We start from the raw sequence: 14,070 nt of genomic DNA, 5'->3' as shown, positions 1-14,070 counted from the left end.
ATTGCATGCCGGGCGCAACCCGGTTTGTAGCAAGTGCTTACCAAAGTGGAAGGTTTTGACAGATGCATGCCATCCTTTCGTTGATCAAGCGATACGTATAGGATCTCCGCGTTGGTATTTCAAAATAAGTCACTGCGCTTTATTTTTTCACACATTGCGACATCTTTTACGTAATATTTACTAAGATTCTCCTGAGGACAGTTAGTGTAGGAATTTGCCATCAGGATAAAAGGAACGATAATATTTCCGATAAACCCAATGGGGATTGAGCTGAGCGTGATTAGGAGGACGTAATTATTATTCATAAATTTATGCCCGCGCTGGGGGAAATTTTTTTGAAAAAGAAAAAGACACGTAAAGAATAAGCAATAAAGAAATAAGGGTATTGAGCTTATCATTATACAAGTTTTACTATAAGAGATAACATTACCCATTTTCCACAGTGAAATGAAGTCACGCATAATGAATCCGAACAGAAGAAGATAAAGAACTGCAATTTGGATAAGTAATGCGGCAAAGGCATGTAGTTTACGCAATGTATTTTCCTTATACTTAGAATAAATATGGTAATGATGATGCGTTGTTATTAATTATATTAATCCCATGTAAAAAATAATATTCTTTTATTTTCATCTTTAAAGTTGATGATAAGTGAAAATTATCGTCGATTATGTTTAAGGTGGCGTTAAGTATCAAACCAAGAAATACGATGGCTGATATCGTCACAATAACAGGAGAGCTTATAAACGTGAGAAACCCACCTGCTATCCCAATTACCACGCTCGATACCAGAATCTTCGCTGTGTCCATGGTAATATCCACCAGAAAATCCACCAGGTAGTAATCTGATTTAAAGATCAATTCCACAGCCCGCCAGGCAAGCGAAAAATAGATACAATATTTTGTGCCATTGATAATGCTGTAGGACATACCGCGTTGGCCAATGGCCATTTCCAGCATTTGTGGATGACTGGCGCCATAACGCGTTCCGGTAAGAATACGTCTGAGGCCAGCGTGCCCGGTGATTTTTATGTATGACTTTCCACCAACCTTGTATTCAATCGCTCTGATTTTTAGCGCTTTAAAATTGAACACTAACTCCTGCGCGGGGTTGTACCATGTCGTGAGCTTTGACAGATTGCGAAAGGCATCGAGTCCGTCTTTGATATTCCCCGGTGCTGCTTTATAAGAAAAAAACTTATCCACTCCGCCGAGGAGATCGTCCACCACTTGCTCTGCCTCTTCGAATGTGAGCAACATAATGGCGTGGCTTTGGGTAATAAAATTTCCATTCATGAAAGCCATATCACGTTGTAATGGATTCATTGAAGGCCATGTTTTAACGTCAAAAGATGGGTCGCGGAAGGACATATTTCCCCCTTGTGTGAAATGACGAATTTTATTATTTTGCTGATTAAAAGACGCGCTCATCCCACAAACTGTAGGCGCTGGTACTGGCCATGCAGTGTTCCCAGCTTATTGATTCATACACTAAAGAAATGCGTTCCTGTGCTTCGTTTCCACTTTCAATAATATTGTGTGGGACGATAGTGGAAATGTCAGATATATGAGCTTTGAATAATTTTATTTTGTAATAAGCCTCCTGTAACCCCATCGGGTTTACCCGATAAAGTTCAATTTCGCATTCGAGAGCTTCGTTGTCGTTTATCGCTTTGTTAAGTAAGGGAGATGAGCGATCAATAGGTTTAATGATTTGTACTTCATGATGCGTAACATTTTGCTCGCGCGTTGTTCGGTGATTAAGCCCGTAAACCATTATTTGATCAAAATGGTTTGTCTGCGACTTATTACCAATAGAATTCCGGGAACCGCAATTTGCCGAAATAAGTCCCTGGGATGTGCCTTTTAGCGTCATCCATGATAAATGTGCCATGTTATTTCCTTATGACTTATTCATGTGAAATATATATATTTGAAACAGACAGTTAAGTGTGCTCCCGTTTATTTCCCGTTTCAATATTTTGTTTCGTATGACGAGCGCGATAATGCCGACCAGATGTGAATCACTGCAGCAATACGTGGCAGAGACAACGCCAGCGGCTAACTTTATAGTGGTTACGATCACACTTTTTGCTCATCCCTGCTACTCCTCCCTGCCTAATCCCTGCCAGGATGAGGACGTTACCGAGTAGGCCAGGCACACTAACGCTAATGTATCTTACAAGGACCCGGATTCATTTATGTCTCAGCCTTCGTTCAATAAAACGCAATTTCAGGCTGCACTGACGCGTCAGTGGCAGCATTTTGGTTTACAGGCCGCCAGCGACATGACGCAGCATCAGTGGTGGCAGGCCGTGAGCGCCGCGCTGGCTGAAATGCTGGCGGCGCAACCTGTGGCGAAGCCGGTGAAAGGGCAGCGCCACGTTAACTACATCTCCATGGAATTCCTCATCGGTCGTCTGACGGGCAACAACCTGCTCAATCTCGGCTGGTATCAGGAAGTCAGTGACGAGCTGAGCGCCTTTGACATCAAACTGAGCGATCTGCTTGAAGAAGAGACTGATCCGGCGCTGGGTAATGGCGGCCTGGGGCGTCTTGCGGCCTGTTTCCTGGATTCTATGGCGACGGTCGGCCAGTCGGCGACGGGCTATGGCCTGAACTATCAGTATGGTCTTTTTCGTCAGTCGTTTGATGACGGGCAGCAGAAGGAAGCACCGGACGACTGGCATCGTGGCAGTTACCCGTGGTTCCGCCACAATGCGCAGCTTGATGTGCAGGTTGGTATCGGCGGTAAAGTGATTAAAGGGCGCTGGGAGCCGGAGTTTACCCTCGTGGGTGAAGCCTGGGATCTGCCGGTGCTGGGTTACCGCAATGGCGTCGCACAGCCGCTGCGCCTGTGGCAGGCGACACACGCCCATCCATTTGACCTGACGAAATTCAACGACGGCGATTTCCTGCGTGCTGAAAAGCAGGGTATCGACGCGGAAAAACTGACTAAAGTCCTCTATCCGAACGACAACCATCAGGCAGGGAAAAAGCTGCGCCTGATGCAGCAGTATTTCCAGTGCGCCTGCTCGGTTGCGGATATCCTGCGCCGTCATCATCTGGCGGGACGCAAGCTGGCGCAATTGCCGGCGTTTGAAGTCATTCAACTGAACGACACGCACCCGACGATTGCCATTCCGGAACTGCTGCGTGTTCTGCTCGATGAACATCAGATGAGCTGGGATGACGCCTGGGCGATCACCAGCAAAACTTTTGCGTATACCAACCACACCCTGATGCCGGAAGCGCTGGAAACCTGGGATGAGAAGCTGGTGAAGGCGCTGCTGCCGCGCCACATGCAGATCATCACGGAGATCAACACCCGCTTTAAGAAACTGGTGGAGAAAACCTGGCCTGATGATAAGGCGGTATGGGCGAAACTGGCTGTTGTGCACGACAAGCAAGTCCGGATGGCGAATATGTGCGTGGTGAGCGGCTTTGCCGTCAACGGCGTGGCGGCATTGCACTCTGATCTGGTGGTGAAAGATCTGTTCCCGGAATATCACCAGCTGTGGCCGAATAAGTTCCACAACGTCACCAATGGCATTACGCCGCGCCGATGGATCAAACAGTGCAACCCGGCGCTGGCGGCGCTGCTCGATAAGACATTGAAAAAAGAGTGGGCGAACGATCTCGACACACTGATTGCGCTGGAAAAACACGCAGACGACGCGAGATTCCGCAAACAGTACCGCGAGATTAAGCAGGCCAACAAAGTGCGTCTCGCTGACTTCGTGAAAGCGCGTACCGGTATCGACATCAATCCGCAGGCCATCTTTGATATTCAAATCAAACGCCTGCACGAATACAAACGCCAGCACCTGAATCTGTTGCATATCCTGGCGCTGTACAAAGAGATCCGCGAGAACCCGAAGGCCGACCGTGTGCCGCGCGTGTTCCTGTTTGGTGCGAAAGCAGCACCGGGCTATTACCTGGCGAAGAACATCATCTTTGCGATCAATAAAGTTGCGGATGTGATCAATCACGATCCGCAGATGGGCGATAAGCTGAAAGTGGTGTTCCTGCCGGATTACTGCGTATCGGCCGCGGAAATGCTGATTCCGGCGGCGGATGTCTCTGAGCAGATTTCCACGGCGGGCAAAGAGGCCTCCGGCACCGGCAACATGAAGCTGGCGCTGAATGGTGCGCTGACGGTCGGCACGCTGGATGGCGCGAACGTCGAAATCGCCGAAGTGGTGGGTGAGGAGAATATTTTTATCTTCGGCCACACGGTGGAAGAGGTCAAAGCGCTGAAGGCCAAAGGGTATGATCCGCTGAAATGGCGTAAGAAAGACAAGCTGCTTGATGCCGTACTCAAAGAGCTGGAAAGCGGTAAGTACAGCGGCGGCGACAAGCACGCGTTTGATCAGATGCTGCACAGTCTCGGTAAACAGGGGCATGATCCGTATCTTGTTCTGGCAGACTTTGATGCCTATGTGAAAGCGCAGCGCCAGGTCGATGAACTCTACCGCGACCAGGAAGCCTGGACCCGTGCGGCGATCCTGAATACCGCACGCTGCGGCATGTTCAGCTCCGACCGTTCGATTCGCGATTATCAGCAACGTATCTGGCAGGCAAAACGCTAAGGACAGGCCTATGGAGAGTAAACGCCTTGATAAAGCCGCGCTGGCGGCGGGCATCAGCCCCAGCTATATCAATGCGCATGGTAAACCGCAGTCAATCGGCGCTGACACCAAGCAGCGCCTGCTTGATGCAATGCATCATACTCCCGCCACGGTCGTGGCGGTCACCCCTGTGCCGAATGTGAAAGTCTTTACTTTCGGCAAAAAAGCAGAGCTGATTGTTGAAGGGAAAGGGGAGTTCGACTGGCTGCTGACCACTGAATCCGGAAAACAGTATCAGGGACTTGCGGTAGCCGGAAAAACCCTGACGCTGCCGGGTCGTCTGCCGGAAGGCTACCACACGCTGACGCTGCTCCAGGACGATAGTCGCTGGCACTGCCGCATCATCATCGCTCCTGCGCGCTGTTACGAACCGCAGCCGCTGAAGGAGGGGAAAAAACTGTGGGGGGCATGCGTACAGCTTTATGCTCTGCGCTCTGAGCAAAACTGGGGTATTGGTGATTTCGGCGATCTGAAAGCGATGCTGCCGGAAATAGCTCGCCGGGGCGGGTCGTTTATTGGCCTCAATCCAATTCATGCGCTCTATCCGGCAAACCCGGAAAGCGCCAGCCCTTACAGCCCCTCTTCCCGCCGCTGGCTGAACGTGATTTACATCGACGTTAATGCGGTCGAGGACTTTCATCTCAGCAAAGCCGCACAGGTCTGGTGGAAACGCCCGGCGACGCAAAAGATGCGGAAAGCCGCCTGTGAGTCGGAATGGGTGGACTACACCGCTGTGACGGCGCTGAAAATGACGGCGTTGCGCATGGCGTGGGAACACTTCTCCACGCGCGACGACGAACAAATGGCGGATTTTCGCCTGTTTGTTGGGCGCGAAGGGGAAAGCCTGTACTGGCAGGCGGCGTACGACGCGCTGCATGAGCAGCAGGCGAAAGAAGATTCATTGCGCTGGGGCTGGCCTGTATGGCCGGAAACGTTGCGGGATATTGACAGTCCGCAGGTGAAAATTTTCTGCCAGCAGCATGCGAATGACATCGATTTTTATCTCTGGCTGCAGTGGCTGGCTTATACGCAGTTCGCTGCCTGCTGGGCTGAATGCCAGCGTCACGACATGCCCATCGGGCTGTATCGCGATCTGGCCGTTGGCGTGGCGGAAGGGGGCGCGGAAACCTGGTGCGACCGCGAACTTTACTGTCTGAAGGCCTCGGTGGGCGCGCCACCGGATATCCTCGGCCCGCTGGGGCAAAACTGGGGACTGCCGCCGATGGATCCCCACGTCATTGTCGCGCGAGCCTATGAACCGTTTATCGAGCTGCTGCGGGCGAATATGCAAAACTGCGGCGCGTTGCGCATCGATCACGTAATGTCGGTGTTGCGTCTGTGGTGGATCCCCTACGGCGAGACGGCGGACTTTGGTGCGTATGTGCATTATCCGGTCGACGATTTGCTGTCAATTCTGGCGCTGGAGAGCAAGCGTCACCAGTGTATGGTGATCGGCGAAGATCTCGGTACGGTGCCGGTGGAGATTGTCGGTAAGCTGCGTAAAAGCGGCGTTTACTCCTACAAAGTACTCTACTTCGAAAATGACTATCAGAAGGGCTTCCGCGCGCCGAAGGCGTATCCGGAACAGTCGATGGCGGTGGCGACAACGCATGATCTGCCGACGCTGCGCGGTTACTGGGAAAGCGGTGATTTGACACTCGGCAACACGCTTGGCCTCTATCCTGACGAGGTGATCCTGAACGGCCTGTATCTGGACCGCGGTAAGGCGAAACAGGCCATGCTGGATGCGTTGCATAAGTACGGGTGTTTGCCGAAACGCGCCGGACATAACGCGTCAATGATGGCGATGACGCCGACACTCAATCGTGCTATGCAGCGTTATATCGCCGACAGCAACAGTGCACTACTGGGATTACAGCCGGAAGACTGGCTGGACATGGCAGAGCCGGTCAATATTCCCGGCACCAGCTATCAGTACCGCAACTGGCGACGCAAATTGTCCGCGACGCTGGAAACGATGTTTGCTGATATGAGAGTGAACAGGCTGATTAAGGATCTGGATAAACGCCGCAAGGCGGCCAGTAAGAAATAACGAACAGGCCGGGCAGGCGTAAGCGCCGCCCGGCCTTTTTACTATTAAACTACCATTCCCAGCAGCAGACACCCTACCAGGCCGCAGACGGAAATAATCGTTTCCAGCATCGACCACGACTTGATGGTTTCGCCGATAGTCAGGTTGAAATACTCTTTGAACAGCCAGAATCCCGGATCGTTCACGTGAGAGAAGATCACACTACCGGAACCTACTGCAATCACCATCAGCTCCGGGCTGACGCCAGTAGAGGCAATCAGTGGCGCTGCGATACCCCCCGCGGTGATCGCTGCAACGGTCGCAGAGCCCAGCGCGATACGCAGGACCGCAGCAATAGACCACGCCATCAGGATCGGAGACACATTGGTTTCGTTCATGATAGAGGCGATGTATTTGTCCACGCCGCTATCGACCAGCACCTGCTTAAAGGCACCGCCGCCGCCGATGATCAACAGCATCATGGCGATGATTTTAATGGATGCGCCCAATGTGTCGTTGATGTCTTCCATCGAACGGCCACGATTCAGACCAAAGGTAAAGACCGCAATCAGCACCGCGATCATGGTCGCCATCACCGGGTCGCCGAAGAATTCTGCATACGGCAGAATCGCATGGCCTTTTGGCAGGAGCATTTCCGCAACCGCACGCAACGCCATCAGCACGACAGGCACCAGCGAAGTCCAGACGCTCACGCCGAAGCTCGGCATTTCGTCTTCACGGAAAGTTTTCGGGTTGTGGAGACCTTCCGGAATCGGCTTATCGATGCCTTTCAGGAAACGCGCATACACCGGACCTGCCAGGACGACAGTCGGGATCGCCAGCAGCGTACCGTACAGCAGGGTCTTACCCATATCCGCGTGGAAAATCGTCGCGATAGCGGTCGGACCCGGGTGCGGCGGCAGGAAGCCGTGCGTGACGGAGAGCGCTGCGGCCATTGGCACACCGACGTACAGCAGAGGGATACGGGCAGAGGCGGCGATGGTAAACACCAGCGGCAGCATCAGCACGAAGCCGACTTCATAGAACAACGCGAAACCAACGGTAAAACCGGTTAATACCACGGCCCACTGAATGTGTTTTTTACCGAATTTATCAATTAGCGTGGTGGCGATACGCTGAGCGCCGCCGCAGTCCGCCAGCAGCTTACCGAGCATAGCGCCGAAGCCCATGATCAGTGCAAGACTGCCGAGCGTTCCGCCGACACCGGCCTTGATGGAGCCGATCACTTTATCCAGCGGCATGCCCTGCATTAAACCGACGGCGAGGGCCACCAGTACCAGTGCGATGAACCCGTTCAGCTTGAAGCGGATCATCAGCAGTAATAACAAGACAACACCGATAGCAACGATGACTAATGGCATGATTTACCTGACCTTTAATTTGTTATGGGTAACGTCGTTGTTTCAATGACAATATCCAATTGTCCCACCGAGAAACAGAGTTCTTCTGGCGCTGCTTCAGATTTCGTTCCACCCGAAAAGGATAGTTGGCTATTTTTCTTTCAGCAGCGCTTGAGGCGAATGATACGGGTAACATCCACCTGTTGAGAATTACCCAAGCGATCAAAATGTGAATTATGCGAAGCAGGTCATATTATGACAGGAGATTAAGCAAAGGCAGGCAAGCGGGAAGTTGCCCGGTAACATCACGCCACCGGGCAAAACATAGGGAAAACTTAATAGTAAGAGTGCTCGCCGCGCTGGTGTTCGGTCAGATCGCGAACGCCTTTCAGTTCCGGGAATTCGTTCAGCAGTTGCTTTTCGATCCCTTCTTTCAGGGTGACGTCGACCATGGAGCAGCCGTTACAGCCGCCGCCAAACTGCAGGATGGCATAGCCTTCGTCGGTGATTTCCATCAGCGTCACACGACCACCGTGCCCGGCGAGCTGCGGGTTGATTTGCGATTGCAGCAGATATTCGACGCGCTCCATCAGCGGGGCGTCGTCAGCCACTTTACGCATTTTGGCGTTTGGCGCTTTCAGTGTCAGTTGGGAACCCAGCTGATCGGTTACAAAGTCGATCTCCGCATCTTCCAGGTAGGGAGCGCTCAGTTCATCGACATACGCGGTCAGCTGTTCGAATTTAATGGCAGTGTCAGTTGCTTCCACCGCATCCGGCGGGCAGTAAGATACGCCGCATTCAGCGTTAGGAGTGCCGGGATTAATCACAAATACGCGGATTTGTGTCCCTTCTTCCTGATTTGCCAGCAATTTAGCAAAGTGCGCCTGGGCAGCATCGGAAATACGGATCATAGCGTTGGCCTAATAGTTGACTAATTTACCAGGGTATAATACCCCCCTTAGCAGGGGTCTACAAGGTGCGACACAGGCACCATACCTCAACACTCGCTGCGCCGTTTCGCAAAAGCAGGCGGGAAATCTCAGCAACAGTGCTGCCGGTCGTGACGACATCGTCTACCAGAGCGATATGGAGCCCGTTGACGGCGAATTCAAGCCGGAAGGCATTTTTCAGATTTTGTTTCCGTAATCGTGCTGAAAGATGATGCTGCACCGGCGTGGCGCGCTGGCGACGCAGGGCATTCGCCTGCCAGCGGCATTGCAGCCAGCGCGACAGCGGCTGGCAGAGCAGATCGCTCTGATTAAATCCGCGCCGCCACTGTCGACGCTGCCAGAGCGGGACGCTCATCATCAGGTCGGGTGCCGTCTTCAGACCCTGCTGGCGTATGCGCAGCAGGAGCAGTCGCGCCAGCGCGACGGCGAGCTCCGCTCTGCCGCTGAATTTAAGTCGGTGGATCAGGCGGCTCAGCGGCGGCGCATAATCATTCACTGCAATCAGCCGTTGCCACGGCGGTGCTTTTTGCAGACAGCGCCCGCAGGGCAAAATCGCGTTTGCCGCTGGCAGCCCGCATAGCGGGCATAACGGCAGCGAGCAGGACAGCGCACGGGTGCAGCGCGAGCAGATCCCCCAGTGCGCCAGGGCGAGCGGCATTTGGCATAGCCAGCATAAGCTGTGGGCTGTTAGCATAGTCCACCTCGTAGTTGTGAAGTGGGAACAGTAACTGATGAACGACATCTGGTGGCAAACTAAAGGCGAAGGAAATTGTCATCTTGTGCTGCTGCACGGATGGGGGCTGAATGCTCAGGTCTGGGATTGCATTACCCCGGAACTGAGCACGCATTTCACCCTCCATCTTGTGGATTTGCCTGGTTTTGGGCGCAGTCAGAATACAGGCGCGATGTCACTCGACGCGATGGCGCAACAGGTACTCGCCAGGGCCCCGGAAAAGGCGCTGTGGCTCGGCTGGAGTCTGGGTGGGCTAGTCGCAAGCCAGGTGGCGTTAACGCATCCGGAACGCGTGCAGGCACTGGTGACGGTAGCGTCGTCGCCCTGTTTCCGCGCAGAAGGCGACTGGCCGGGAATCAAACCGGACGTGCTGAGCGGTTTTCAGCAGCAACTGAGGGACGACTTCCAGCGTACCGTTGAGCGTTTTCTCGCGCTGCAAACAATGGGCACCGAAAGCGCACGTCAGGATGCGCGAAAACTGAAAAGCGCGGTGCTTTCGCTGCCAATGCCGTCAGAAGCGGTGCTGGACGGTGGTCTGGAGATCCTGAAAACGGTCGATTTACGCGAACCACTCGCCGCACTGTCACTGCCGTTTCTGCGGCTTTATGGTCGGCTGGACGGGCTGGTGCCACGCAAAATTGTACCGCTGCTGGATGCGGCGTGGCCGGGAAGTCAGTCTTATATTTTCGCCAGGGCAGCCCATGCGCCGTTTATTTCGCACCCGGAGGAATTCTGCCAGGTGTTACTTAATTTAAAACAAAATGTTGCCTGAATGACAATGCGACCTGGAAAATCTTTCACATCGCACTAATACTCTTCATGACGCTGACATGACGCTGAGATGACCCGTTGGGTGATAGCAGGACAGCGGCACAAAAATAACAAACCGTATGGAGAGTAAAAATCTATGAAACTGATTTCAGGTATTGTTGCATCTCTGGTTATTGGCTCGCTTTCCTTTGGCGCTTTCGCGGCACAGGAATTAGAAAAAGACAAAGCAAAAGAAACTATCGCGTCTGAGAATCTGACTAAGGTCGGCACGATCTCCACGTCAGATACCACGGCACCGATGGACGCACGCAAAGAGCTGTCTCAGAAAGCGGATGAGCTGGGCGGCAAATATTTTGTGGTAACTTCAGCAGACAAAGGTGAGAAAAACGTTCGCGCCACGGCAGACGTTTATAAGTAAGCAAAAAAACGCGGGTCCTGAGACCCGCATTTTCGCTAGCGCAGTGCCCACCATTCCCGCAGGCAGGCTTTCCCTTCCGGGCAGCTTTTACAACTCCCCGTTAAACACCCGTCAGGCGCTTCCTGAATGCGCTGAGCTTTGCCCATCGCTTCCAGTCGGCCCAGCATCGCATCGATCATCGCCCGCGACGTATGCAGGCGGTCGCTGAGCTGTGAGGCTTCCATCCGCCCCTGTAACGCCAGCATGTCACGAACGTCAATTAACGATGCCATTGATTCTCCTTAGTGGCAGTCGCCCGCCGGGCTTTCACAGCAGGACGCTACCGTCTTGCGGGTCGCGAGCAGATTGATGTCCACCCGGCTGCGTGCGCGGCGCAGGCCACCAAGCACCAGAATATTAAACAGGATCACTGCCAGAATGCAGACCAGACTGTACTGTGGGTGCTGGCTGAAACTGCTCACCTGATAAAATAGCGTCGACAGCGAGTACGCGATGTTCAGTCCCCACAGAATGGAAAAGCCCATCCAGCCGCGGCTTGATTCACGCGCGATGGCCCCCATCACCGAAATGCACGGGATGTAAAGCAGAACGAAAATCAGGTAGCTGTAAGCCGCAGCTGCGTTGCCAAACTTACTGCTCATCACACCCATTGCCCCGGTCGCCATTTCGCCGTCGCCTTTGCTGGCTTCAATAGGGTTGGCCAGCACGCTCAGACTGAAGGTATCTTTCAGACTCTGCCAGGTCTCGCCAACGGCGCCGCCCAGCTCGTCGAACAGGTTAAATTCGGCAGGGTTAAATTCTTCTTCCTGAATGTTTTCGGCGGTATAGAGGGTGTTCAGCGTCCCCACGACCACTTCTTTTGCCATGGCGCCGGTGAACAGACCTACAGTGGCCTGCCAGTTGTCTTCATGCACGCCAATCGGCTTAAACAGAGGCGTGATCACCCGGCTGACGGACGCGAGGGCGGAGTCATTGATGTTGTCTGCCGCTTGACCGCTCAGCGTAAAACTATTGAGCGCACTGAGGAAAATACTGACCACGACAATGACTTTACCGGCGCGTACCACGAAGCCTTTCAGACGCTGCCAGGTCTGAATGACCAGACTTTTCAGATGCGGCACGTGATACACCGGCAACTCCATCACGAACGGCGAAGCTTCACCACGCATAATGGTGTGTTTCAGCATCAGCCCGGTGAGGATCGCCATGACAATCCCCAGCACGTACAACGAGAATACCACCAGCGCACCCTGCTGCCCAAAGAAGGCTGCCGCGAAGACGGCGAAAATCGCCAGTCGCGCACCACAGGACATAAACGGCGCCATCATGATGGTCATCAAACGCTCACGTGGTGCATCAAGCGTACGTGCCCCCATCACTGATGGTACGTTACAACCGAAGCCGACAATCAGCGGCACGAACGATTTACCGGGCAGCCCTAACGACTGCATCAGGCGGTCCATCACGAACGCCGCTCGCGCCATGTAACCGGAATCCTCAAGGAAAGAGAGGAACAGATACATCATGCCAATCTGCGGTACCAGCGGCAGCACAGTATTGATACCGCCGCCCAGTCCTTGCGCCAGGAAAATGGTCAGCCATTCCGGGAAATGCAGGGTGGCGCCGATCCATTGAATACCGTGAATAAATATCGCCACAGAGCCCACGTCAAAAAGCGGTTGCAGCGCGCCGCCGATGTTGATGGCAAGCAGGAACATCAGGTACATAACGAACAGGAAAACCGGCAGACCGAGGAAGCGATTAAGCACGATTTTATCGACGGCGGCGGTGAAGCGACTCGGCTCGGCGGTCAGTGTGTTGCTCACGCTGTCGCATATCGCGGCGATGGTCTGATAACGCGCATCGGCGATGTGCAACGCCGGATCGTCCATTGAGCCCTGCAGATGGGCGAGGGCGATGGGGAGCTTCTCAGCCGCATCACCGGCATACACCCGGCTGTAGATGTCGCCTTCCAGCATTTGCAGCGCCAGCCAGTGGCGCTGTTTTTCCGGCATGTCAGCGGCCATCTCGAGCGCCAGCTTGTTGGCTTCGCGCATCAACGGCTCGGCATAATGCACCAGCTCCATATCCGTATTGCCATGGTGGCGGTCGATGGCCATTTTCAGTGCATCAATACCGCGGCCACGAGTGGAGACCAGCGGTACTACGGGGCAGCCAAGACGCGCGGAGAGTGCATCCACATCAATGCGAACTTTTTGCTTTTCCGCGATATCAAGCATGTTCAGCGCCACAACGCACGGAATGCCGAGTTCGAGCAGTTGCAGTGTCAGGTAAAGGTTGCGTTCGAGATTCGAGGCGTCGACGACGTTGATCAGCAGGTCAGCATCGCCGCTCAGAATGTAATGGCAGGCGATCTGCTCGTCGAGTGAGGTCTGTGAAGAGATGGTCGTCAGCGAATAGGTGCCCGGCAGGTCAACCAGCGTGACCTGGTGGTCAGTGGTGGAGAAGGAGCCTTCTTTACGTTCGACGGTGACGCCGGCCCAGTTGCCCACGCGCTGGCGCGCACCGGTTAACTGATTAAACAGGGTGGTTTTACCCGAATTCGGGTTACCAATTAAGCCAATCGTGAGTTTATTCATTCGCGAACTCGTTATTTTTACAACCCGATTTAACGGGAAACCGCTTCCACTTCGAGGAAAGCTAAATCTTTCTTACGTAAAACTAAATTAACGCGGCGCGTTTCGATATGAATGGGATCGCCTAATGGCGCGACGCGAACCACATTAAAAGAAGAACCGGGCAACATACCGAGTGAGAGCAATTTCTGACGATAAGCCGGGCTGATATCACGGGAGAAACCGGTAATTTTCCACGCACTGTCTGGGATGTATCGCATAGAGCCTACTTAATATTCACAAACCAATACTTGTGCTTCCTGCCGCTAAAAGGTGCACGACGCTGGAGATTAGCTGACCGGGGAGGTCATTTTGTCATCAACACAATAATAATGAGAATGATTTTTATCTTCAATCGATAAAATGTAACAGAATGGGCTAAAGGGGAATAATTAACGCTAAGTTTGATGTCGCTCAATCTTTACCACAATTGCGCATTGTTTAAATTATATTGCGAATGTTAACGAGGTGAAAAATATAACTGAGAAAGGAAACCAGGAATTTATTACCGTTTTCATTACCTTTGAAAATAATTAGC

The 14,070-nt window shown here is 53.1% G+C and carries 13 protein-coding genes; 4 read left to right on the top strand and 9 right to left on the bottom strand.

From position 1 onward, the window contains the following. Positions 1-119: 119 nt before the first annotated feature. The 3 genes from GTGU_RS27065 to GTGU_RS15385 form a co-directional block, all read right to left on the bottom strand. The gene (locus tag GTGU_RS27065) at positions 120-434 is read right to left on the bottom strand and encodes a DUF1240 domain-containing protein (protein WP_425427477.1); all 315 of its coding nucleotides are present in this window, start codon (positions 432-434) and stop codon (positions 120-122) included. 118 nt (positions 435-552) lie between these two features. After that, entirely contained in the window at positions 553-1,371 is an 819-nt protein-coding gene (locus GTGU_RS15390; protein WP_211252873.1) for a hypothetical protein, read from the bottom strand. A 43-nt stretch (positions 1,372-1,414) separates the two neighbouring features. Continuing rightward, positions 1,415-1,894: an Hcp family type VI secretion system effector gene (locus GTGU_RS15385; RefSeq protein ID WP_038158819.1), complete on the bottom strand. Its 480-nt coding sequence runs from the start codon at positions 1,892-1,894 to the stop codon at positions 1,415-1,417. 307 nt (positions 1,895-2,201) lie between these two features. Between GTGU_RS15385 and malP the strand changes: the two genes are divergently transcribed. Next, positions 2,202-4,592, top strand: a complete 2,391-nt coding sequence (malP, locus tag GTGU_RS15380) for a maltodextrin phosphorylase (protein WP_038158817.1) — start codon at positions 2,202-2,204, stop codon at positions 4,590-4,592. A 10-nt stretch (positions 4,593-4,602) separates the two neighbouring features. Continuing rightward, the gene (gene malQ / locus GTGU_RS15375; RefSeq protein WP_038158815.1) at positions 4,603-6,684 is read left to right on the top strand and encodes a 4-alpha-glucanotransferase; all 2,082 of its coding nucleotides are present in this window, start codon (positions 4,603-4,605) and stop codon (positions 6,682-6,684) included. Positions 6,685-6,728: 44 nt separating this feature from the next. Here malQ and gntT read toward each other — a convergent pair whose 3' ends face one another. From gntT to gntX, 3 genes are all read right to left on the bottom strand, one after another. Further along, positions 6,729-8,045 carry a gluconate transporter gene (gene gntT / locus GTGU_RS15370; protein ID WP_038158812.1) on the bottom strand — a complete coding sequence of 439 codons (1,317 nt, stop codon included), beginning with the start codon at positions 8,043-8,045 and terminating at the stop codon, positions 6,729-6,731. A 314-nt stretch (positions 8,046-8,359) separates the two neighbouring features. After that, positions 8,360-8,935, bottom strand: coding sequence for a Fe-S biogenesis protein NfuA (nfuA, locus tag GTGU_RS15365; RefSeq protein ID WP_038158809.1), 576 nt, complete (start codon positions 8,933-8,935; stop codon positions 8,360-8,362). Positions 8,936-8,993: 58 nt separating this feature from the next. Further along, the gene (gntX, locus tag GTGU_RS15360; protein WP_072012002.1) at positions 8,994-9,668 is read right to left on the bottom strand and encodes a DNA utilization protein GntX; all 675 of its coding nucleotides are present in this window, start codon (positions 9,666-9,668) and stop codon (positions 8,994-8,996) included. A gap of 37 nt (positions 9,669-9,705) precedes the next feature. Here gntX and bioH point away from each other — a divergent pair, with 37 nt between their 5' ends. Both bioH and GTGU_RS15350 read left to right on the top strand, forming a co-directional pair. Further along, positions 9,706-10,479 (top strand): pimeloyl-ACP methyl ester esterase BioH, encoded by a 774-nt coding sequence (gene bioH / locus GTGU_RS15355; protein ID WP_038158803.1) that lies wholly within the window; start codon positions 9,706-9,708, stop codon positions 10,477-10,479. Positions 10,480-10,614: 135 nt separating this feature from the next. Continuing rightward, the gene (locus GTGU_RS15350) at positions 10,615-10,896 is read left to right on the top strand and encodes a YdgH/BhsA/McbA-like domain containing protein (RefSeq protein ID WP_038158800.1); all 282 of its coding nucleotides are present in this window, start codon (positions 10,615-10,617) and stop codon (positions 10,894-10,896) included. Positions 10,897-10,931: 35 nt separating this feature from the next. On the opposite strand, the gene feoC is transcribed toward GTGU_RS15350, so the two are convergent. Genes feoC through feoA form a run of 3 tightly spaced genes read right to left on the bottom strand, consistent with a single transcriptional unit; the run spans position 10,932 to position 13,753 of the window. Then, positions 10,932-11,168, bottom strand: a complete 237-nt coding sequence (feoC, locus tag GTGU_RS15345) for a [Fe-S]-dependent transcriptional repressor FeoC (protein WP_038158797.1) — start codon at positions 11,166-11,168, stop codon at positions 10,932-10,934. A gap of 9 nt (positions 11,169-11,177) precedes the next feature. After that, positions 11,178-13,496 carry a Fe(2+) transporter permease subunit FeoB gene (gene feoB / locus GTGU_RS15340; RefSeq protein ID WP_038158794.1) on the bottom strand — a complete coding sequence of 773 codons (2,319 nt, stop codon included), beginning with the start codon at positions 13,494-13,496 and terminating at the stop codon, positions 11,178-11,180. Between the two features lie 29 nt (positions 13,497-13,525). Beyond that, complete coding sequence (feoA, locus tag GTGU_RS15335) at positions 13,526-13,753, bottom strand: ferrous iron transporter A (protein WP_038158791.1); 228 nt, start codon at positions 13,751-13,753, stop codon at positions 13,526-13,528. Positions 13,754-14,070: the final 317 nt, after the last annotated feature.

Source organism: Trabulsiella guamensis ATCC 49490 (assembly GCF_000734965.1).
In the GTDB taxonomy this organism is placed as follows: Bacteria; Pseudomonadota; Gammaproteobacteria; order Enterobacterales; family Enterobacteriaceae; genus Trabulsiella; species Trabulsiella guamensis.
This window is presented reverse-complemented; position numbering and strand designations above follow the sequence as displayed.